The sequence below is a fragment of the Moraxella sp. DOX410 genome (genome assembly GCF_032248735.1).
Taxonomy (GTDB): Bacteria; Pseudomonadota; Gammaproteobacteria; order Pseudomonadales; family Moraxellaceae; genus Faucicola; species Faucicola tetraodonis.
The window spans coordinates 1,820,378-1,841,703 of the sequence record NZ_CP135138.1 but is presented as its reverse complement, the minus strand read 5'-3'; the positions used below and the strand labels follow the sequence as shown (position 1 = coordinate 1,841,703).

20 protein-coding genes and 1 tRNA gene are annotated in these 21,326 nt (G+C 44.5%); 19 read left to right on the top strand and 2 right to left on the bottom strand.

The annotated features are described in order from the left end of the window. Positions 1–27: 27 nt before the first annotated feature. Both RNZ41_RS08200 and RNZ41_RS08195 read right to left on the bottom strand, forming a co-directional pair. Positions 28–1,743, bottom strand: a complete 1,716-nt coding sequence (locus RNZ41_RS08200; protein ID WP_314027050.1) for a SulP family inorganic anion transporter — start codon at positions 1,741–1,743, stop codon at positions 28–30. Positions 1,744–1,821: 78 nt separating this feature from the next. Then, positions 1,822–2,172 carry a metalloregulator ArsR/SmtB family transcription factor gene (locus tag RNZ41_RS08195; protein WP_257620010.1) on the bottom strand — a complete coding sequence of 117 codons (351 nt, stop codon included), beginning with the start codon at positions 2,170–2,172 and terminating at the stop codon, positions 1,822–1,824. A gap of 256 nt (positions 2,173–2,428) precedes the next feature. Between RNZ41_RS08195 and RNZ41_RS08190 the strand changes: the two genes are divergently transcribed. The 19 genes from RNZ41_RS08190 to rpoB all read left to right on the top strand — a co-directional run bounded on the left by RNZ41_RS08190 (position 2,429) and on the right by rpoB (position 21,316). Next, positions 2,429–3,310: an MBL fold metallo-hydrolase gene (locus tag RNZ41_RS08190; RefSeq protein ID WP_314027049.1), complete on the top strand. Its 882-nt coding sequence runs from the start codon at positions 2,429–2,431 to the stop codon at positions 3,308–3,310. A 17-nt stretch (positions 3,311–3,327) separates the two neighbouring features. Next, positions 3,328–3,750, top strand: coding sequence for a YgaP family membrane protein (locus RNZ41_RS08185; RefSeq protein ID WP_219300110.1), 423 nt, complete (start codon positions 3,328–3,330; stop codon positions 3,748–3,750). Between the two features lie 129 nt (positions 3,751–3,879). Continuing rightward, complete coding sequence (locus RNZ41_RS08180) at positions 3,880–4,524, top strand: phosphoribosylanthranilate isomerase (RefSeq protein WP_065253725.1); 645 nt, start codon at positions 3,880–3,882, stop codon at positions 4,522–4,524. A 95-nt stretch (positions 4,525–4,619) separates the two neighbouring features. After that, the gene (locus tag RNZ41_RS08175) at positions 4,620–5,372 is read left to right on the top strand and encodes an SDR family NAD(P)-dependent oxidoreductase (protein ID WP_065253712.1); all 753 of its coding nucleotides are present in this window, start codon (positions 4,620–4,622) and stop codon (positions 5,370–5,372) included. A gap of 16 nt (positions 5,373–5,388) precedes the next feature. Next, the gene (gene trpB, locus RNZ41_RS08170) at positions 5,389–6,615 is read left to right on the top strand and encodes a tryptophan synthase subunit beta (RefSeq protein WP_314027048.1); all 1,227 of its coding nucleotides are present in this window, start codon (positions 5,389–5,391) and stop codon (positions 6,613–6,615) included. A 3-nt stretch (positions 6,616–6,618) separates the two neighbouring features. Then, positions 6,619–7,269 carry a LysE family translocator gene (locus tag RNZ41_RS08165; RefSeq protein ID WP_050323989.1) on the top strand — a complete coding sequence of 217 codons (651 nt, stop codon included), beginning with the start codon at positions 6,619–6,621 and terminating at the stop codon, positions 7,267–7,269. Positions 7,270–7,293: 24 nt separating this feature from the next. Continuing rightward, entirely contained in the window at positions 7,294–8,115 is an 822-nt protein-coding gene (gene trpA / locus RNZ41_RS08160; protein ID WP_314027047.1) for a tryptophan synthase subunit alpha, read from the top strand. Between the two features lie 148 nt (positions 8,116–8,263). Continuing rightward, on the top strand, positions 8,264–9,169 hold the full coding sequence (gene accD, locus RNZ41_RS08155; protein WP_065263284.1) for an acetyl-CoA carboxylase, carboxyltransferase subunit beta: 906 nt from the start codon (positions 8,264–8,266) through the stop codon (positions 9,167–9,169). Between the two features lie 24 nt (positions 9,170–9,193). Next, on the top strand, positions 9,194–10,543 hold the full coding sequence (folC, locus tag RNZ41_RS08150) for a bifunctional tetrahydrofolate synthase/dihydrofolate synthase (protein ID WP_096488578.1): 1,350 nt from the start codon (positions 9,194–9,196) through the stop codon (positions 10,541–10,543). A 162-nt stretch (positions 10,544–10,705) separates the two neighbouring features. After that, positions 10,706–12,034 (top strand): SPOR and LysM peptidoglycan-binding domain-containing protein, encoded by a 1,329-nt coding sequence (locus tag RNZ41_RS08145; RefSeq protein ID WP_065253713.1) that lies wholly within the window; start codon positions 10,706–10,708, stop codon positions 12,032–12,034. A 165-nt stretch (positions 12,035–12,199) separates the two neighbouring features. Continuing rightward, the gene (locus RNZ41_RS08140; protein ID WP_239741595.1) at positions 12,200–12,712 is read left to right on the top strand and encodes a DUF2726 domain-containing protein; all 513 of its coding nucleotides are present in this window, start codon (positions 12,200–12,202) and stop codon (positions 12,710–12,712) included. 73 nt (positions 12,713–12,785) lie between these two features. After that, a tRNA-Trp gene (locus RNZ41_RS08135) sits at positions 12,786–12,861 on the top strand. Positions 12,862–12,934: 73 nt separating this feature from the next. Next, complete coding sequence (secE, locus tag RNZ41_RS08130) at positions 12,935–13,402, top strand: preprotein translocase subunit SecE (protein ID WP_314027046.1); 468 nt, start codon at positions 12,935–12,937, stop codon at positions 13,400–13,402. A 139-nt stretch (positions 13,403–13,541) separates the two neighbouring features. Then, a complete protein-coding gene (gene nusG, locus RNZ41_RS08125; RefSeq protein ID WP_007116399.1) occupies positions 13,542–14,072 on the top strand; it encodes a transcription termination/antitermination protein NusG in 531 nt (176 codons plus the stop codon). 214 nt (positions 14,073–14,286) lie between these two features. Continuing rightward, entirely contained in the window at positions 14,287–14,718 is a 432-nt protein-coding gene (rplK, locus tag RNZ41_RS08120; RefSeq protein ID WP_007116398.1) for a 50S ribosomal protein L11, read from the top strand. Continuing rightward, entirely contained in the window at positions 14,719–15,417 is a 699-nt protein-coding gene (rplA, locus tag RNZ41_RS08115; RefSeq protein WP_065253715.1) for a 50S ribosomal protein L1, read from the top strand. It begins immediately after the preceding gene. A 298-nt stretch (positions 15,418–15,715) separates the two neighbouring features. After that, entirely contained in the window at positions 15,716–16,219 is a 504-nt protein-coding gene (gene rplJ, locus RNZ41_RS08110; protein ID WP_065253716.1) for a 50S ribosomal protein L10, read from the top strand. Positions 16,220–16,288: 69 nt separating this feature from the next. Beyond that, positions 16,289–16,660: a 50S ribosomal protein L7/L12 gene (rplL, locus tag RNZ41_RS08105; RefSeq protein ID WP_007116395.1), complete on the top strand. Its 372-nt coding sequence runs from the start codon at positions 16,289–16,291 to the stop codon at positions 16,658–16,660. Positions 16,661–17,197: 537 nt separating this feature from the next. Beyond that, positions 17,198–21,316: a DNA-directed RNA polymerase subunit beta gene (gene rpoB / locus RNZ41_RS08100; protein ID WP_314027045.1), complete on the top strand. Its 4,119-nt coding sequence runs from the start codon at positions 17,198–17,200 to the stop codon at positions 21,314–21,316. The last annotated feature ends 10 nt before the right edge of the window (positions 21,317–21,326 follow it).

Sequence of the window (21,326 nt, the reverse complement as noted above, 5' to 3'; positions counted from 1 at the left end):
TGTTTTTACTGACTACGACAAGTATATTTATTGGGTTAATTGTTTAACCGCTTGTTGCGTACTTAAAAATACCTTGCCTGTTAATTTTTGAATTACATCGGTTTTTTCAATCACATCCATCACAGGCCCTTTGACTTCCGAAAAATGTAGGGCGATAGCTTGAGCCGCCAAATTTTGGTTTAAATTGATGAGCATATCTTGTGCCGTCAAATCGATGTGATTGACTGCCGATAACATCAGCACCAGATTTTTAGTCTGTGAATGACTGGCAATCGCTTGCTCAATAAACTGTAGTACGGACTGGGCATTACCATAAAACAGGCTTTCATCAATGCGAATGATCAACAAATCATCAAACTGGGTCACTGCATGGCGTGCAACATTACGAAAATGCCCGGTATCACCAATTTGACCCACAATCGCGATATGCGGATGGCTGGTTTGCCAAATCAGGCCTGCAAAGGAGGCAAACAGCCCCGCCACCAAGCCAACATTTAGCCCAAACAATAACACACCCGCGAGTGCCACGCCAAATGCCAGCGCATCGAGTTTGTCATAGCGCAGCGCTTGCTTGAGTGTTTGTACATCAATCAGGCTGATAATCACTGACATGATCGTAGCGCCCAATATAGCATAGGGGAGTGGCTCTAAAGTCTGGCTAAAAAACAGCAATACCAATGCCATCACCAGTACCGATAACATACTGGCAAGCGGACTTTGCGCACCCGCATCGACATTTACCGCGGTGCGTGAGAAGCCACCAACAATGGTAAACGACTGAAAAAACGCACCTGCGATATTGGCAACGCCCAAGCCTTTAAGTTCCAGATTAGCATCGTAAGCTTCATGGCGTTGTCGCGCAAATGAGCTGGCAACCGAGTTGCTAGAGACAAACGCAATCAGCGCCATCAACCCGGCTGCAGGTAATAAATTAATGAGTTCAACGGGCGAAATCTGATAAAACGGCAGCACAAAATGCGGCAAGCCACTGGGTACATCCGCCACCGTGCGAATACCGATATCGGCAAAATTGCCAACTTGACTGGCGATAATACCGATTGCCAGTACCCCAAGAGGTAACATGCGCGTGATGACCTCAATGACTTTGGCAGCCAATAAAGGCTTGAGCCAAGTTTTAAGATAATAGCGGTTGATAATTAGTACGGTGAATGCCGCAACGCCGACCATAAAGGTGGGCACCTGCAACTCACGGCGATGAAACAAAAAGGTTTCAACATTCTCTAGCAGTGAATTGCCACTGATCGCGATACCCGTCACATATTTGATTTGCCCGACCAAAATCAAAATTGCCGCACCACTAATAAACCCTGCCGTCACGCCACGGCTAATAAACTGGGTAATCCAGCCGAGCCGAAACACGCTTGCTAGCCATAATAGTGCCCCTGTTATCAGCGCCAAAAACGACGCCATAATGGCATAATGCATGGGCGGTAATTCGTTATAGGGCTGCAGCGCTTGTGCGGTCATAATCGCCGTAATCGCCACAGGACCGACGGCGTTGACCGAGCTTGCGCCAATCCACGCATACACCAGTACCGGCACAATCGCTGAATATAACCCATATACAGGGGGCAAACCCGACAGCATGGCATAGCCCAAACTTTGCGGAATCACCAAAATACCCACGATAACACCCGCCAACAAATCTTGACTGAGATTTGCCTTGTTATAGTGCGTTACCCAGTGGGGTAAGCGTCGCAAGTTGGCTAAATGTAATGGCAAGGTGGTTATCCCGATACAGTGGTTATTCCAATAAATTAGCGTCCAATAAATTGGCAGACTGGTTAACTTTAGACTTAATTATTTTGTCTGACAAAAGCGATCATACAGTACATTGAGGATTGCCAAAGCATCCTCACTGGCGACTGAATAATAGATTTGTTTGCCCTCGCGGCGGGTGTTGACCAACCCATCTTTACGCAAAATCCCCAATTGCTGAGACAGACTTGGCTGACCCAGTCCCACTTTCTCTTCAAGCTGGCTCACACAATGCTCACCTTGCGTCAATTGACACAGCAGCATCAAGCGGTCAGGATGAGATAACGACTTTAACAACTGGCTGGCTTTTCCTGCGGCAGCGTGCATTTGATCGAGCATGGTAGCATCCATCGACACAGGCGCATCGGACTGCGGTTCGGCAATTTCAGACATGACTTTTCCCCAAGGTGTTTTGATGGCTGATACGCAATCGCTGATACTAACTGGTGCTACCATCAAACTTATCACATAATTTTAAAATCAATAAACGTTTGCGCCAATACAATATATTGAAAAACATATTATAAAATAATATAATGAATTAAGCAACGCCTTACAATACGGCTATTATACAAAAGTATAAAGTGTTTTTTCAGTTGAAATTGCCATAAAGATATGCCAAAAGCGTTTTTAGATAACAGGAAGACTTATGAACATTCATTCTTTTTTAGACAAAGACACTGAAACTTTTACCCACGTTCTAGTTGATGAAGCTAGCAAACACTGTGCCATCATCGACCCAGTATTGGATTTTGACCTAGCCGCCGGCAAAATTAGCTATGACAATGCCAATAACGTCATTGGGTTTGTCAAATCACAAGGGTTGACCTTAGACTATATCATCGAAACCCACGCCCATGCCGATCATTTATCGTCGGCGCCTTATATCAAGGCGCAATTAGGCGGTAAAATAGTGATGGGTAAATATATCGATAAGGTGCAAAAAACCTTTAAAACCATTTTTAACTTTGACGACCTAGCCACCGATGCCAGTCAATTTGATATTTTGACTGAGGAAGGCAGCGAGCTAACACTGGGTGATTTGAGCATTACGGCCATGCATGTACCGGGTCATACCCCAGCCGATATGGCATATAAAGTGACGGATAAAAGCGGGGACAAAAAGAAAATCGCTGTATTCGTCGGTGATACTATTTTTGCCCCTGATGTCGGCTCTGCACGCTGTGACTTTCCCCATGGTAGTGCCGAGGATTTGTATGACTCGATGCAGCGTTTATTAGCCTTGCCCGATGATACTTTGCTGTATCTTTGCCATGATTACCCACCCAAGGGCGGGCGTGAGCATATTGCAACGGTTTGTGTCGGTGAGCAAAAATTACGCAACATTCATGTCAAACAAGGCACGCCTAAAGCAGAATTTGTACGAATGCGTAACCAACGTGACAAAACACTTGCAATGCCACGTTTGATTTTGCCATCGGTACAAGTTAACATCAATGCAGGTGAATTGCCAAAACCAGAAGACAATGGCGTTCGCTACCTTAAAATTCCCTTAAATCAATTATCATAAAATAAGGAAAATAATAAATGAAAACCAATGTGGGCAACAAAGAGCGTATCGCGCGCGTGATTGCGGGTCTTGCAATCTTAAAATCGTCAAAATCAAAAAAAATGAAATTATTAGCCCTAGCGCCCTTAATTTCAGGGGCGACGGGTCATTGTCCTTGTTATAGCATGCTAGGTATCAACACCGCCAAATCAGCAGCAGATAGCAAAAAACACTCTAAAGCGCAATCCAAAGACCATGCAAAAGATAGCGCTGATGACAAAAGCACCGTGATTGACAGTGTCATGCAAACAGCTGAAACCTTAAAAGAAACAGTTCAAGAAAAAGCAGCCACGCTTAAAGAGACTGCTCAGGAAAAAATAGAAGAACTTGCAGACGCCAAGAAAGCTGACGATGCAGACAAGGCGGAAAAGTCAGAACAATCAGAAAAAAAAGAGGCTTAATCTAGGCGGTTTTAATTTAAGCGAATGTGACATTCGTTATAGCCTAATAAAAGACTGAGAAAAGGCATCCGTTTGGGTGTCTTTTTTCGTTATACTAGCTTTTATTATTTTCAAGACAAACACAACTCAATGAAAAATACAGCGGTCAAATTTTGCGGCTTTACCCAACTTGAAGATATTACAAATGCGGTCAATCTTGGCGTGGATGCGGTGGGTTTTGTGTTTTATGAGCCAAGCCCGCGAGCAGTGACCCCCGAGCAAGCCTGTGAGCTTGCCAAAGCGGTGCCTGCGTTTACCACGGTGGTGGCATTGGTGGTCAATATCCCCGAGCAAGAATTGGTTTATCTATCGCATCACGTGCCATTTGATATCGTGCAGTTTCACGGGGATGAATCGCCGCGAGAATGCAAGCTGATGGCGGATAGAATCAATAAACGTTGGATAAAGGCATTACGCATCAGCCATGATGACACCCCGGAGACGATTGTTACCCAAATCCAAGAGCTTAAAGACTTTGGGGCGTGTAGCGTGCTGCTAGATGCCTATCATCCCGATAAATTTGGCGGTACAGGTGATAGCTTTGATTGGGATAAAATCCCCAAAAATTCACCTTTACCGATTATTTTGGCGGGGGGATTGACCGCAGACAATGTGGGTGACGCAATTACACAAACAGGCGTGTATGGCGTGGATGTCAGTGGCGGGATTGAGTCAGCAAAAGGGGTGAAAAGTTTGGCGAAAATGCAAAAATTTATTGAACAAACTCGCAAATAAATCGTGCAAGGATTAAAGATTGCTTTTCAAATAAATTGGTATATACTAACGTACTAGTATAATAGAACGTAAGACTATATGATGGACGAATCACTATGAATATCTTGGTCACAGGCGTAACCGCAGGGTTTGGCAAAGCAATTGCCGAATTACTTATCTCAAAAGGTCATACCGTCATCGGCACTGGCAGACGCCAAGAAAAACTGGATGAACTAAAGAGCCAACTGGGCGACAACTTTATCCCGCTAACCTTTGACGTATCGGACTTGCCCGCCACCAAAACCGCGATACAAACTTTGCCAAGCGATGTACTTAACAACCTAGATGTGCTAGTCAATAACGCAGGATTGGCACTCGGGCTTGAACCCGCGGATAAAACAGACTTTGCCGATTGGCAACAAATGGTCAATACCAATATTCTAGGCTTGATTCATTTAACCCATGAAATCCTGCCTAGTATGGTCGCCAATAACGACGGCTACATTATTAATTTAAGCTCAACTGCCGGCAGTTATCCGTATTTTGGTGGTAATGTGTATGGCGCGACCAAAGCTTTTGTGACCCAGTTTAGCCTAAACTTACGTGCCGATTTGGTCGGTAAAAATATCCGTGTCAGTAATATCGAGCCAGGACTATGTGGTGGCACAGAGTTTAGCAATATTCGCTTTCATGGCGATGACGCCAAAGCTGCCCAAGTTTATGACAGCGTGCAGTATGTCACCCCTCAAGATATCGCCAATATGGTGGCATGGCTGATTGAACAGCCCAAACACGTCAATATCAACCGTATCGAAGTCATGCCAACCGCACAAACCTTTGCAGGCTTAAAAGTCGTTAAAGATTTATAAAATTAGAGAGAAAATAATGAACATTCAAAACCCAACTGAAGTAAAAGACTTCAATCAATACCCAGATGCCAGCGGACATTTTGGCATTCATGGGGGACGCTTTGTCTCTGAAACCCTGATGGCGGCACTGGAACAACTTGAGCATATCTATAACACTGCCAAAGCTGACCCCGAATTTTGGAAAGCCTTTCAAGATGACTTGGTCAATTATGTTGGCAGACCAACGCCACTTTATCATGCCAAGCGCCTAAGCGATGATATCGGTGGCGCGCAGATTTATCTTAAACGTGAAGACTTAAACCACACAGGCGCTCACAAAGTCAACAACACCATCGGTCAAGCCTTGCTTGCCAAAATGGTCGGCAAAAAACGCATCATTGCCGAGACAGGTGCAGGGCAACATGGCGTAGCAACTGCCACCATCGCAGCGCGTCTAGGCTTAGAGTGCGTGGTGTATATGGGCGCGGATGATGTCGAGCGCCAAGCCATGAACGTGTATCGTATGCGCTTGCTTGGGGCGACAGTCGTACCTGTCACCTCGGGTACTCGCACGCTCAAAGACGCCATGAATGAAGCCATGCGTGACTGGGTCACCAATGTCGATAGCACTTATTATGTCATTGGTACCGTCGCAGGTCCGCACCCATACCCCATGCTGGTGCGTGACTTTCAAGCCATTATCGGCAAAGAAGCCAAACTACAACACTACCAAAAAACAGGCAAACTCCCCGATGCGTTGGTCGCTTGTGTCGGTGGCGGTAGTAATGCCATCGGACTGTTTTATGACTTTTTAAATGATACAGACGTCAAAATGTATGGTATCGAAGCCGGCGGTGATGGGGTCGAGACAGGCAACCATGCTGCACCGCTTACCGTCGGTCGAGTGGGCGTATTACACGGCAACCGCACGTATTTGATGGCGGATGATGATGGGCAGATTTTGGGCACCCATTCGATTTCAGCAGGGCTTGATTACCCTGGCGTGGGTCCTGAGCATAGTTTCTTAAAAGATATCGACCGTGTGCAGTATGTACCTTGTACCGATGAAGAAGCGATGGTGGGATTTCGTGAATGTACCCAAAAAGAAGGCATTATTCCTGCACTAGAAAGCTCGCATGCCATTGCGTATGCGTTGAAACTTGCCAAAACCATGAGCAAAGACCAGTCGATTATTGTCAATCTGTCGGGGCGTGGGGATAAGGATTTGCACACGGTCATGAAACATGATGGGATTGAGATTTGATTGATGCAGATTAATTTTACGATAGTTATTGCCTATGTTTCAGCCATCATTTTATTTTTAGGAACGCCTGGACCTGTCACGGTGATGGTCGCTAACACCAGCGTCAAACATGGTATCAAAGCAGGTATTGCCACCATTGCTGGTACCAATAGCGCATCACTCATTTTGATTGGCGCATCGTTTGCGGTGATTCAAGGCATATTTGCCATCAGCGAACAAGCGCTACTGTGGCTGACGTTGTTTGGTTCTTTGTATGTGCTATATTTTGCTATCAATATTTTAAAAGACCGCGTTAATTTAGAACAAGTGGCTGCCTTGCCAAGGCAGGAGAGTAAACACCATTTTAAAGATGGGTTTATTGTTGGCATTTCAAACCCCAAAGATATTTTGTTTTTTATCGCATTTTTTCCGCTATTTTTTGCGATTAGCAATGATAAAGTCTTAAGTATAGCGTTACTGGTTGGGATTTGGATGCTGCTTGACTATGGGATTTTAAGTATATATGCCGTAATGTTTTCCAAAATCAAAAGTAATAAATTGGCAAATGTTATCAATAAATTATCTGGACTGGTTTTGACGTGCGTGGCTGTATATGCCAGTGTGATGACCGCATGCAAACTATATCTTGGTACAAAAATAATTAGCCATCACTAAATAAAATTTGTTGAGAGTATATTTATGACAACCCGAATTGAAACCACATTTAACACGTTACGAGAGCAAAACAAAAAAGCTTTAATTCCTTATGTGATGGCAGGCGACCCAAACCCAAGTGTTACCGTCAGCTTACTGCATGAACTCGTTGACCACGGCGCAGACGTCATCGAAGTTGGCTTGCCATTTTCCGACCCGATGGCAGACGGTGAAACTATCGCACTCGCAGGCGAGCGCGCAATGGCAGGTGGCACCAGTACCCGCCAAGCGATTGAGATGGTAAAAGCGTTTCGTAAAACCAACACCACCACGCCAGTGCTAGTCATGGGCTATCTGAATCCGATTGAAATCATCGGTTATGACAAGTTTATCAGCCTTTGTCAAGATGCAGGGATTGACGGTGTTTTAATGGTTGATTTACCGCCGCAAGAAGCAGGCGATTTTACCCAAAAACTTGCCGCATCGAGTATGAACGAAATCTTTTTACTTGCGCCAACCACCTTGCCAGAACGCCGTGAACAAGTGCTAAAACATGGCGGTGGTTTTATCTATTATGTATCGGTCAAAGGCGTGACAGGCTCAAAAGCATTGGATGCCCAAGATGTGGGCGAGCACGTCCAAGCGATTAAAGCACAAACTGCTTTGCCTGTGTGTGTTGGTTTTGGTATTCGTGATGGTGCATCGGCAAAAGCAGTCGGACAATATGCGGATGGTGTGATTGTCGGTAGTGAGCTAGTGAAAAACTTTGCGGATGTGGGCAATGATGAACAGAAAATCGCCCATGCTAAAAAAGCCATCTTAGATAAAATGGATGAGCTAAGAGAAGCGATTGATAGTCTTGAGTGATAGAATGGTTTGAGGTACTTGAGGTTAATCATTTCATTTATTGCTAAAATCAGTTAGCATACGCATTATAAAATGAGTTTGTACTTGTACACTCAAAAAACTACTATTCATTGGCACTCTTAAATTGCACTGTTAATAGGGACTTATTATGAGCACTGATATGAAGCCTCAACCGATGGGACAGACACTGGAAGAAACTTGGTTAAAACGCCCATTACCCACCATCAAGCCGCGTGCCAAGCAAATACTGACGGCGGTTGAGACCGAACCATCGACTCAATGTCCCAACTGTAATTCAATCATCACCAATACAGCGCTGATTTTTAATAATTACGTGTGCCCATCGTGTGATGAACATCTTAGCATGACCGCCCGCACGCGTCTGAACTGGTTTTTTGACCAAGTCGATGACGAGCTGGGTCAGCAGTACCAAGCAGGCAATCCATTACACTTTGTCGATAGCAAACCTTACCCAACACGGATGAGCGAAGCGCAAGCCAAGACGGGAGAAACCGAAGCACTTATCGTCATGAAAGGTAAACTCCAGCGGCTACCCGTGGTGGCTTGTGCGTTTGATTTTGCTTTTATGGGTGGCTCCATGGGCTCTGTGGTAGGTGATCGATTTGTGCTCGCTGCCGAGACGGCACTTAAAGAACAAATCCCGCTGGTGTGTTTTGCCGCATCGGGTGGCGCCCGTATGCAAGAGGGCTTGTTATCACTCATGCAGATGGCGCGTACTGCCGCAGCGATTGAGAAACTCAAACACGCCAATATTCCTTATATTGTGGTACTGACCAATCCTGTGTATGGCGGCGTGACGGCGTCGCTTGCGATGTTAGGCGATATCCATTTGGCGGAGCCCAAAGCCATGATTGGTTTTGCGGGCAAACGGGTGATTGAACAAACCGTTCGCGAAGTGCTGGGCGAGCCCTTCCAGCGCGCTGAGTTTTTGGTAGAGCATGGTGTGGTCGATCAGGTCGTCCATCGTCTACAAATGAAAGAAACGATTCATCGCTTACTCAAAAAAATGACCTATTTTCGTCAGGCTCACTAATTCATTATTATCACGGTTTTATCCATGCAACAGTCAAGCTTACCCGCCGCACCCTCACCATCCCCATTGCCGCCTAGCGTTTCAAGCTCGTTAACCGAGTGGCTAAACTACATGCAAGGCATCCATGTGTCCGCGATTGATATGGGGCTTGAGCGGGTGATGCCCGTATTTCAAGCATTGGGTATAAAGCAAACCGATGCCTTTGTGTTTACCGTGGCAGGCACCAATGGCAAAGGTTCAACCACCGCCACTATTGCTGAGATTTGTCAACAAGCGGGCTATAAAACCGCTTTATATCAATCACCGCATCTACTGGTGTTTAACGAACGTGTCAGAATCAATGGAAAAATGGTCGATGACCAAACCCTGATTGATGCGTTTGCCAAAATCGAGCAGGCGAGATTGGATTGTGGGTTGACACTGTCATTTTTTGAAATGACGACGCTTGCCGCTTTTTTAATTTTTGCCCAAAACCATTGTGATGTCTGGGTATTGGAGGTGGGGTTAGGCGGCCGCCTCGATGTCGTCAATGTCATCGAGCCAAACCTTGCGGTCATTACCAATGTGGGTATCGACCATGTCGAATGGCTCGGCGACACCCGTGAAAAAATCGCTGTAGAAAAAGCCGGTATTTTGCGTAATAATCTAACATTGGTGTATGGCGAAGCCGATATGCCCTCGACCATCCCGCCTTTGATGGCACAGCACCATGCCCATTTGCTACAGTATGGCAAAGATTATGGCTACCGCCATATTGACGGTGCAGCGACATGGCAATATAGCAATAACGCGGTGACTTTATCATTGCCTATGCCCAATTTGTCTTTGCACAATACCGCAACGGCTATCACCGCCCTCTTAGCCAGCCCATTGACCATAACCCAAGACCACATCCAAGCTGCGTTACCGAAGGTAAAATTGGCTGGGCGTTTTGACAGCAGACGCATGTCAGCTCGCCAATGGGTGTTTGATGTTGCCCACAATGAGCATGGGATGCAGTTTTTGCTCAAGCAGTTGACGCCGTATGTACATGCCTACCAACGCCAGCATCCAACCGCCAAATTGCATTTGGTGATATCCATGCTCGCTGATAAAGACATTGAGCCAGTGCTTGCGCAGCTACAACAATTCTCTCAGACGGTAATGCCGATTGACAGTGTTCACAGCGGCGTTATATCTCACCCTAGAGCCAGTAGTCAAGAACGCTTAACTGAGCTGCTACCACGCTACTTTAATTCTGTGTCTATTTTTGAGGATTTGAATTTGGCGACTCAATCTGTGATTGACCAAAGCCAAGATAATGACCTGATTTTGGTGTGTGGTTCTTTTTATACCATCAGCGGTGTATTGACCAGCCAATCACTCAGTGAATAACGAATTTGTGCGTCAAATGATTTTACTTTTCAAAATTTTCAGTTAATATCTCAACAATGGTAAAAACTGCTAACGCGAATTTTGCTATGATTAGTCAAAATTCGTTGATTTTTATAGGTTGAAAAAATCATTTATCAAGACACATAAATTAGGGTAATTGGCATGAAATTTTCTAAGCAAGCATTATTGGGTACAACGGTATTGTTAGGCGGTAGCGTGTTGTTATATGCCACTATGCACCAAGTCTTGAACGCGCCTGCCAAACCTGCAGTCAATAGCCAACAAGTTATCGCTAAACCCACGACAGAGAAACAATCAACAATCAGCAACGAGCCACTCACCGCCGATATCGCAACCGAAAAAAATTTACTGGCGCAAAAACAAAAAGAACGTGAGCAACGGGTCGCTGCGCAAGAACAACAAGCCCAGCAATACATGACCGAGCAACAGCGGATTGAAGCGGAAGCTTTGGCGCGTAGCCGTGCTGAAAATCAACTGTATGCCAACAAAAATGCCGCCAATACCAATTCGGTGGTTGCCAGCTCAGTGACCGCGATTACCCAACCTGTGGTAAAGCCCCGACCCGTTGACACGGTCGCCGCGCCGCCACAAACGCAAGCTGCAGTACCCAATAGCGTACAAAATAGCGCACAGAGCCAAAGTGCTGCGCAAACTCGAAGCGCTACGCAAACTAAAGAACAAGCAGCTACGCCAAAGCCCACAGTGACAGCACCCGCCGTCGCACAGCCGCAGCCCGCGGCAAAAGCCACCCCTAGCAATCCTGGCACCTATCAAGTCAAGGCAGGCGATGGGTTGATAGGGTTATCACGTCGCTACAATGTGCCAGTCGACGTATTGGCAAGCGTCAATAATCTCAACACCACCAGCAGCTTACGTGTCGGGCAAACTATCACCATCCCGACTGCGGCACAAGTCAACCGTATCACCCAGCAAGCCCAAGCGCGAGAGCAACAACGTCAAAATGACATTGCCCGCAAAAAACAAGAAGCTGAACAAAAAAAGCAACAGGCGCTACTGCAGCAGCAGCAAGAAGTCGCCCGTAAAAAACAAGAAGCCGCGCAAAAACAGCAAGAAATCGCCCGTAAAAAGCAAGAAGCCCAGTTAAAAGAGCAAAAACGTCAACAAGAAATCGCCCAGAAAAAATTAGAAGCTCAGCAACAAGCCCAGAAAAAACAAGCATTCCAAGCGGCACAAGACAATTTAAGGCAGGCGCGTCAGACGGTAAAAGAAACGGATGCCAAAGGTACGTTTGGGGTACAAGTCGCATTGGCAACCGACGAGAAAAAAGCCAATGAAATCACCCAAAAATTACAAGCGGCAGGCTACAAAGTCAAAACCACCCAAACGAGCAAAGGGGTACGTATTGTCGTAGGTCCAGAAAAAGGCAAAGTCGCTGCCTTGGCGCTCAAAGACAAGCTCAATAACGATAGCCGCGTGGATGTCAATAGTGGCTGGGTGCTTTACTGGTAAGCCTATTTAACCTTTTGAAGCCAAACTATGCAAACAAGGCCAAACAACCCAAACAATGCGACATTTTGTGTCGCATTGTTTGTCTATGTGCTTGTGAAAATCACCCAATAGAGGAATAATGCTCCCTTGTGGTAATTATCCTATAGATATGAGTGTGTGGTTAGTGTGACAATTTTTTTAGTGTTAGCGTTTGTGGTGTTTATCCTGTTAGTATTTGCATTTCGTAGTAGTGGTAGTAGCCGTGAAGAGGTTATTAAGCCAGTTCGGGGAGATGAATTAGCGGTATGGCCGTTTGAGCCGATGCCAATCATGACGCCCACCGAAGTGATATTTTTTAATCGCTTGCAGCAAGCCGTGCCTGAGCTGATTATTTTTGGGCAAGTACAGCTATCACGTATTATCATGCCAAATGACGATGACGATACTGACCAAGGCTTTTGGTTTAATCGTATTTGCCGTATGAGTGTTGACTATGTGCTGGTCGATCAAGACAAGCAAACCGTACTATTGGCAATTGAATTAGACGACTGGACGCACAACACTCGCCGCCGTCAGCAGCAAGATGAAAAAAAAGACAAAGCGCTGTTGAGTGCAGGTATTCCGATACTACGAATCAATGGGGAAGCCATGCCGGACGCTGCGCTTTTACGCCGTAAAATCTTAGCAGTGATAGGGTAAGATTAAAATCGCAAAAAACTATAGAAAGTGTTGCATTCAAAAAAAAACTCGCTATAATACTCAAACTCAACATAGGCGATTAGTTCAATTGGTAGAGCGTCGGTCTCCAAAACCGAATGTTGGGGGTTCGAGTCCCTCATCGCCTGCCACATTTTAGTTAGGTTAGCGTATACGCTGTATTCTAATAATAAAATACGTTTTAATGATAGACAGGGCAGCCTTATGAAACAAATGCTAGAGAACAAACTAGCAGAGCTCAATGGCAAAAGGATGTCTGGTGAAAAAGTGGTTGTCCACGAACCTGCTGCTATTGAGATTGCCAAACGACACTCCCCTAAAGATTTTGCCCTGTGGATTTTTGCTTTTGTCGCATTAATCAGCGCAACTTTAGTTAATCAATATTTACCCGCATATTGGCAACCCGCTAGCAGTTTATGGACGCGCGTGGCTGTTATTGCTGGACTAATCATTGCTGCATTATTGGCACTGGCATTGACCAACCAAGGCAGTGCTTTTAAGACACTGTTGCAAGATTCTCTCGTTGAATTACGCCGTGTGACTTGGCCGAGCAAACAAGAAACCCTTGAATACACTTGGCAAGTTGCAGTAGTGGCTGGGATATTAGCCTTTATTGTGTGGTTATTAGATACCGTATTTAGCCAGTTGATTCAATACGTCATTGGTCAATAGCAAAAATTTGGCCAAACCCTTTTATTTGACCCACATCTGTGGGTTTTTATCTATCTAGCAATATCAATATTTTACCTGCATTGCTCATATTTGGTATAGTAGGCGATGTGTTTAGCAATGAATTAGAGGAAGATTATCCATGCGTTGGTATATCGTACAAGCATTTTCAGGCTTTGAAAAACAAGTGCAGCGTTCATTGATTGAACGTATCAATCGCAGCGAATACAAAGAATCGTTTGGTCAAGTACTTGTCCCAACCGAAGAAGTTATCGAAATGCGGGATGGCAAAAAACGCAAATCTGAGCGTAAATTCTTCCCAGGTTACGTATTGATTGAAATGGATATGAACGACAATACATGGCACTTAGTTAAAGACTGTCCACGTGTGATGGGCTTTATTGGCGGTACGCCAGAAAATCCTGCGCCGATTACCCCAAAAGAAGCCGATACCATTTTAAATCGTTTAAATACCAACGAAAACAAACCACGTCCAAAAACCTTATTTGAACCAGGTGAAGAGGTGTTGGTCATCGATGGTCCGTTTACCGAGTTTAGAGGCTTGGTGGAAAAAGTAGATTACGAAAAATCACGCTTACAGTTGACCGTCAATGTCTTTAACCGTCCAACCCCGGTTGAGCTAGAGTTTAAACAAGTAGAAAAAATTAACTAATTTCTGATAGGTTTTCTTTTTCAGGGGTTTTTGGCCCTAAAATTGTAACTAAGTGCCAAATTTAGCAATTTTTGCTTTACCTAAGTAAAAATTCGCTTATAATATGGCACTTTATTTTTTCTGTTGTCTGCAAGATTGACAATATCACCCGGGGAGCCAGATAGCCATTCGATGAGTGGGAGTCTAGCGCTATTACCCATAACAGGAGTCTATCATGGCTAAAAAGATTGATGGTTACATCAAACTACAAGTGCCAGCTGGTAAAGCTAATCCATCACCACCTATTGGTCCAGCATTGGGTCAAAAAGGTGTGAACATCATGGCATTCTGTAAAGAGTTCAACGCAGCTACTTCTAGCATGGAACCAGGTCTACCTGTTCCTGTTGAAATCACTGTTTACAACGACAAATCGTTCACCTTCATCATGAAGTCACCACCAGCGGCGTTCTTAATTCGCAAAGCTGCAGGTGCTGCCAAAGGTTCAGGCGTACCGAACAAAACTAAAGTGGGTAAAGTCAACCGCGCACAGTTAGAAGAAATTGCTAACACCAAAAACGCTGACTTAACTGCTGCTGACTTAGAATCTGCGGTTCGCACATTGGCGGGTACTGCTCGCTCAATGGGTATTGACGTGGAGGGTGTGTAAATGGCTAAATTAACTAAACGTCAAAAAGCAATCGCTGAAAGCTATGATGCGAACAAACAATACACATTGGCTGAAGCGGTGGAAATCCTAAACAAATTGCCACCAGCAAAATTCAAAGAGTCAATCGATATTGCTATCAATCTAGGTGTTGACCCACGTAAATCTGACCAAGTGGTTCGTGGTGCTACTAACCTGCCTGCAGGTACCGGTAAAACCAAACGCGTTGCCGTGTTTGCACAAGGTGCAGCAGCGGATGCAGCAAAAGAAGCAGGTGCTGATATCGTAGGTTTTGAAGACCTAGCAGACAGCATCAAAGCGGGTAACATGGACTTTGATGTTGTGATTGCGTCGCCTGATGCAATGCGCGTTGTCGGTCAATTAGGTACAATTTTAGGTCCACGTGGCTTAATGCCAAACCCTAAAGTAGGTACAGTTACCCCTAACGTTGCTGAAGCGGTTAAAAATACCAAAGCGGGTCAGGCAACTTACCGTGTTGATAAAGCAGGTATTATCCATACCACGATTGGTCAAGTAGGTTTTAGTGCTGAACAAATCGAGCAAAATGCGTCTGCATTAATCGCTGATTTGAAAAAAGCAAAACCTGCGACCTCAAAAGGTATCTATATCAAGAAAATCACTCTATCAAGCACGATGGGCCCTGGTATCAACTTAGATCCAGTACCTTATCGTAATGCTTAAGCTATCACGCTTGATGGTAGATTTTTAATATATTTTAAATTTAGTTCAGCACAAACGGGTTGTGCTGTCTAAGACCGTAGGTTCTATTGGTTTAATCATAATTCTATTGGTTTAATCGTAAATAGTTTAATTGTGAAAGTTTTTCACAGCCTACGCAGACGGGATGGCAGTTTAATTTACCATTGACTGCCACCGTATCGGAGTGATAATAAGTTGTACTTTAACTTATTATATTAACTAGGTTTATTGGTGCCCTAAGTTAATCATAACTAGGAAACTGATAATATGGAGACAACCCATGGCATTAAATCTTCAAGACAAACAAGCGATTGTTGCTGAAGTAAGTGAATCTGCCAAAGGTGCCCTTTCTGCTGTTGTTGCCGATGCTCGTGGTGTAACAGTAGGTAAAATGACCCAACTGCGTAAAGAAGCTCGTGCAGCGGGTGTTGATATGCGTATCGTGCGTAATACTTTATTACGTCGTGCGTTAGAAGACACTAACTACTCTGTGTTAAATGACGTATTTGTAGGTCCAACACTTATCGCATTCTCAACTGAACATCCAGGTGCTGCGGCACGTTTGTTCAAAGAATTTGCTAAAACAAACGATAAGTTTGAAATTAAAGGCGCAGCTTTTGAAGGCGAGTTTATCGCTGCTAAAGATATCGATCGTTTAGCAAGCTTACCAACTTACGACGAAGCGATTGCGCGCTTAATGGGTACGATGAAAGAAGCCGCTGCAGGCAAATTTGTTCGTACTTTGGCAGCATTACGCGACAAAATGCAAGGCGAAGCCGCTTAATTTATTTAAGCAAACTTAGCTACGCTTAGGATTTTTTAAACCAAATTCACTTATTTAGGAATACACATCATGGCATTAACTAACCAAGAAATTCTTGATGCAATCGCTGAAAAATCAGTAATGGAAATTGTAGATCTTATCTCTGCAATGGAAGAAAAATTTGGCGTATCAGCCGCTGCACTAGCAGCAGCACCTGCAGCAGCCGGTGATGCACCTGCAGCAGAAGAAAAAGACGACTTCACCGTTGTATTAACTGGCGCTGGCGACAAGAAAGTAGCTGTTATTAAAGCAGTTCGCGAAATCACTGGCTTGGGCTTAAAAGAAGCTAAAGACCTAGTTGAAGGCGCACCACAAACTGTTAAAGAAGGCGTAGCGAAAGCTGAAGCTGAAGAATTGAAGAAAAAATTAGAAGAAGCAGGCGCATCAGTAGAATTGAAATAATTCTCGCACTTAAGTTTTCTAACCTTCAAAAAGCTATTATTGCACTTGCAATAATAGCTTTTTTTTATTATAATCATTCTCTTGACCTTTCGTGTCTGATTGAATATAAGATGGCACACGCACCAAGGACAGAATTGTTCCATGCAAGTTAGAAAGTCTGGTAATGCGTAAAAAACTTTAGCTAAATACCCCAAAGGTGTTTGGCTTTTTGTCGTCTCTACAGTTTTTGTTTGTATCGATTTTATATTATAGCGCTGATTGGGTAATACATCGTGTGATGATTAACTTATCCGCTGATTGAGCAATGTTTTAAGATTTCCGTTAGGAAATTGGATTTAAGTTGGTGACTTAAGACTGTAGGGATTGGGTCATCAAATCTTTTAAAAATAGATTCCATCGTTAATAAATGCGCAAAAAACTTAATTTCCCAACAGGAAATGTGGTGATTTGCGGCTTTATCAGTGCATAGCGGTATCAGTGCACTGAAGTATTGATAGATGGGTAGGCATTAACGCTTTGAATGTTTAAGGACTTTTAATGGCATACTCGTATACTGAAAAAAAACGCATTCGTAAAAGTTTTGCAAAGTTGCCCACCGTCATGGATGTGCCATACTTATTGGCCATCCAAGTTGACTCGTATGAGCAATTTTTGCAAGAAAATAAAAAGCCAAAAGGTCGGGAAAACATTGGTTTACAAGCCGCTTTTAATTCTATTTTCCCTATTGAAAGCCATACTGGCAATGCCGAGCTACAATTTGTTGAATACTATCTAGGTACACCAGAGTTTGATGTGCGCGAATGTATTTTACGTGGTTCAACCTATGCAGCGCCATTACGTGTCAAAATCCGTTTGGTCATCAAAGACAAAGATGTTAAAGACAAAGATGCTAAAGCGGCAATTAAAGATATCCGTGAACAAAGCGTCTATATGGGCGAAATCCCATTGATGACGGAAAACGGTACCTTTGTGATTAATGGTACTGAGCGCGTCATCGTATCGCAATTACACCGTTCACCAGGCGTATTCTTTGACCATGACAAAGGCAAATCACATTCAAGTGGTAAAGTGCTGTATAACGCCCGTATTATTCCTTACCGTGGTTCATGGTTAGACTTTGAATTTGATGCCAAAGACTTGGTATTTGCTCGTATTGACCGCCGCCGTAAATTATTGGCAACGGTGATTTTGCATGCCATTGGAATGAATACACAGCAAATTTTAGATGCGTTTTATGAAAAAACCCACGTGTATAAGGGTGATGAGCAATTTGAAATCGATCTTGTCACTGACCGTTTACGCGGTGAAATGGCGCAGTTTGAAATCGTTTCACCGGATGGCGAAGTGATTGTCGAACAGGGCAAACGTATCAACGCGCGCGCGATTCGTAAAATCGAACAAGCCGGTATGACTAAATTACCTGTGCCTGATGAATACTTGTATGAGCGTATTTTGGCGCACGATATCGTGGTGGATGATGAAGTTATTGCACGCGCTAACCAATTGCTCGATCACGAGACTTTGGTCAAAATCAGCAATAACGGTATTAAAGAATTTGATATTTTATTCACTAACGATATCGATCATGGTTCATATATCGCCGATACACTGCGCGCGGATACGGCGATGAGCCGTGAAGAAGCGTTGATTGAAATCTACAAAGTGATGCGTCCAGGTGAGCCACCAACACTTGATACAGCTGAAAAACTGTTTGAATCGATGTTTTTTAACGCGGATCGCTATGATTTATCAAATGTCGGTCGCATGAAGTTCAACCGTCGTTTGGGCCGGGTCTATGAGCCAACCAATGACCCTGATGTGCAGCGTGAACGCAGTGTATTGACCAACGAAGACATTATCGACGTATTAAAAATGTTGATTGAAATTCGTGATGGTCGTGGGGTAGTGGACGATATTGACCATTTAGGTAACCGCCGTGTCCGTTCAGTCGGTGAGATGACAGAAAATCAATTTCGCGTGGGTTTAGTCCGTGTTGAGCGTGCTGTCAAAGAGCGTCTAAGCTCAGCTGAAACAGATAACTTATCGCCACAAGATTTAATCAACTCAAAACCTGTGGCAGCCGCCATTAAAGAGTTCTTTGGTTCATCACAATTGTCACAGTTCATGGACCAAAACAACCCATTGTCAGAGATCACCCATAAGCGTCGTGTTTCTGCCTTAGGTCCAGGTGGTTTAACACGTGAACGTGCAGGCTTTGAAGTCCGTGACGTACACCAAACCCATTACGGTCGTGTGTGTCCGATTGAAACCCCTGAGGGTCCAAACATCGGTCTGATTAATTCTCTAGCCGTCTACGCTAAAACCAATGAATTTGGTTTTTTAGAGACTCCGTATCGTAAAGTAGTTGACGGTAAAGTGACGGATGAAATCGAATATCTATCAGCGATTGAAGAAGTAGGCACTGTGATTGCACAAGCGGATTCGCCGATTGACCAAAGCGGTCAGTTGACAGAGGATTATGTCTCTGTGCGTAACTATGGCGAATTTGTACGGATGGCACCAGAGAAAGTGACCCATATGGACGTATCACCACGTCAGGTTGTGTCTGTGGCAGCCAGTTTGATTCCATTCTTGGAACATGACGATGCCAACCGTGCCTTGATGGGTTCAAACATGCAGCGCCAAGCGGTACCCACTTTACGTTCTGACAAACCACTGGTTGGTACTGGTATGGAGCGTCACGTTGCCCGTGATTCAGGTGTGTGTGTGACTGCCAAACGTGGCGGCGTCATTATGGACGTGGATGCGAGCCGTGTCGTTGTAAAAGTGAATGAAGATGAAATGCAAGCGGGCGAAGCAGGTATTGATATCTACAACTTAATCAAATACACCCGTTCAAACCAAAATACCTGTATTAACCAACGCATTATCGTCAACCAAGGTGATGTCATTGCGCGTGGGGATATCTTGGCAGATGGTCCATCAACCGATTTGGGTGAGTTGGCATTGGGTCAAAACATGCGTGTGGCGTTCATGCCTTGGAACGGTTACAACTTCGAAGACTCGATTTTGTTATCTGAGCGTGTGGTTAAAGAAGATCGTTTTACCACCATCCACATCCAAGAATTGACCTGTGTGGCGCGTGATACCAAATTGGGTACGGAAGAAATCACTGGCGATATTCCAAACGTGGGCGAGGCAGCCCTAGCTAATTTGGATGAAGCAGGTATCGTCTATATTGGTGCAGAAGTACAAGGTGGCGATATCTTAGTAGGTAAAGTGACACCAAAAGGTGAAACGCAGCTCACCCCTGAAGAAAAACTACTTCGTGCAATTTTTGGTGAAAAAGCCGCGGACGTTAAAGATACGTCGTTGCGAGTGCCTTCTTCTACCAAAGGTACGGTGATTGACGTCCAAGTCTTTACCCGTGATGGTGTAGAAAAAGACAGCCGTGCGCAAGCTATCGAAAAAGCCCAGCTTGATAGCTATCGTAAAGACTTAAAAGAAGAATTGCGTATCTTTGAAAACGCCGCACGCGGTCGCATTATTTCATTGCTTGACGGTCAGACTGTCAGTGGTGGCGCGGGCTTAAAATCAGGTACGGTATTGAGTGAAGACTCAATGCAAGACATGTCACTTGAAACATTGCTGGATATTCAGCCAACCCAAGAAGATACCGCAGAGCGTTTATCACAAATTGGTGACTTTTTAACCGATAAACAAAAAGAAATCGATGAAAAATTCACTGAGAAAAAACGCAAATTAACGGCAGGTGATGACTTAACGCATGGTGTGCAAAAAATCGTCAAAGTGTATTTGGCAGTAAAACGTCGTATTCAGCCAGGTGACAAAATGGCGGGTCGTCATGGTAACAAAGGGGTGGTATCACGTATCATGCCGATTGAAGACATGCCATATGATGAAAACGGCAACCCAGTGGATGTGGTACTAAACCCACTCGGTGTACCATCGCGGATGAACGTCGGTCAGATTCTAGAAACTCACTTAGGCGGTGCAGCACGTGGTTTGGGCATCAAGATTGATGAGATGATCAAACAACAAGCGGCAGTTGCTGAGTTACGTGATTTCTTAGACAAAATTTATAACCAAATTGGCGGCGAGCAAGTGGATTTAGGCAGCATCAGTGATGAAGAAATCATTGCCATGTCAAAAAATCTACGTGCAGGCGTACCAATGGGTACCGCAGTATTTGATGGCGCTAAAGAACAGCAAATCAAAGGCTTGCTAGAATTAGCGGGTATGCCAACCTCAGGTCAGCAAGTATTGTTTGATGGTCGTACCGGTCAACAGTTTGATCGTCCTGTGACCGTGGGTTATATGTACATGCTCAAACTCAACCACTTGGTTGATGACAAAATGCACGCACGTTCAACGGGTTCTTACTCACTGGTTACCCAGCAGCCATTGGGTGGTAAAGCCCAGTTTGGTGGTCAGCGCTTCGGTGAGATGGAAGTTTGGGCACTTGAAGCTTACGGTGCTGCTTATACATTGCAAGAGATGTTGACGGTGAAATCCGATGACGTCGAAGGTCGTACCCGTATGTATAAAAACATCGTTGATGGTGAACAGAACATGTCAGCCGGTATGCCAGAATCGTTCAACGTATTGACCAAAGAGATTAAGTCATTGGGTATCAATATTGAGTTAAAAGATCATAGCAAAAGTAAAAACTAAGTCATGATTG

Bases quoted from the DNA above. Each gene is read 5' to 3' on its own strand.
- RNZ41_RS08185 (WP_219300110.1), top strand. From the start codon at position 3,328: ATGAAAACCAATGTGGGCAACAAAGAGCGTATCGCGCGCGTGATTGCG.
- nusG (WP_007116399.1), top strand. From the start codon at position 13,542: ATGCGTTGGTATATCGTACAAGCATTTTCAGGCTTTGAAAAACAAGTG.
- RNZ41_RS08195 (WP_257620010.1), bottom strand. From the start codon at position 2,172: ATGTCTGAAATTGCCGAACCGCAGTCCGATGCGCCTGTGTCGATGGAT.
- accD (WP_065263284.1), top strand. From the start codon at position 8,264: ATGAGCACTGATATGAAGCCTCAACCGATGGGACAGACACTGGAAGAA.
- RNZ41_RS08145 (WP_065253713.1), top strand. From the start codon at position 10,706: ATGAAATTTTCTAAGCAAGCATTATTGGGTACAACGGTATTGTTAGGC.
- rplJ (WP_065253716.1), top strand. From the start codon at position 15,716: ATGGCATTAAATCTTCAAGACAAACAAGCGATTGTTGCTGAAGTAAGT.
- secE (WP_314027046.1), top strand. From the start codon at position 12,935: ATGAAACAAATGCTAGAGAACAAACTAGCAGAGCTCAATGGCAAAAGG.
- trpB (WP_314027048.1), top strand. From the start codon at position 5,389: ATGAACATTCAAAACCCAACTGAAGTAAAAGACTTCAATCAATACCCA.
- RNZ41_RS08190 (WP_314027049.1), top strand. From the start codon at position 2,429: ATGAACATTCATTCTTTTTTAGACAAAGACACTGAAACTTTTACCCAC.
- rplL (WP_007116395.1), top strand. From the start codon at position 16,289: ATGGCATTAACTAACCAAGAAATTCTTGATGCAATCGCTGAAAAATCA.
- folC (WP_096488578.1), top strand. From the start codon at position 9,194: ATGCAACAGTCAAGCTTACCCGCCGCACCCTCACCATCCCCATTGCCG.
- RNZ41_RS08165 (WP_050323989.1), top strand. From the start codon at position 6,619: ATGCAGATTAATTTTACGATAGTTATTGCCTATGTTTCAGCCATCATT.
- trpA (WP_314027047.1), top strand. From the start codon at position 7,294: ATGACAACCCGAATTGAAACCACATTTAACACGTTACGAGAGCAAAAC.
- rplA (WP_065253715.1), top strand. From the start codon at position 14,719: ATGGCTAAATTAACTAAACGTCAAAAAGCAATCGCTGAAAGCTATGAT.
- rplK (WP_007116398.1), top strand. From the start codon at position 14,287: ATGGCTAAAAAGATTGATGGTTACATCAAACTACAAGTGCCAGCTGGT.
- RNZ41_RS08175 (WP_065253712.1), top strand. From the start codon at position 4,620: ATGAATATCTTGGTCACAGGCGTAACCGCAGGGTTTGGCAAAGCAATT.
- rpoB (WP_314027045.1), top strand. From the start codon at position 17,198: ATGGCATACTCGTATACTGAAAAAAAACGCATTCGTAAAAGTTTTGCA.
- RNZ41_RS08180 (WP_065253725.1), top strand. From the start codon at position 3,880: ATGAAAAATACAGCGGTCAAATTTTGCGGCTTTACCCAACTTGAAGAT.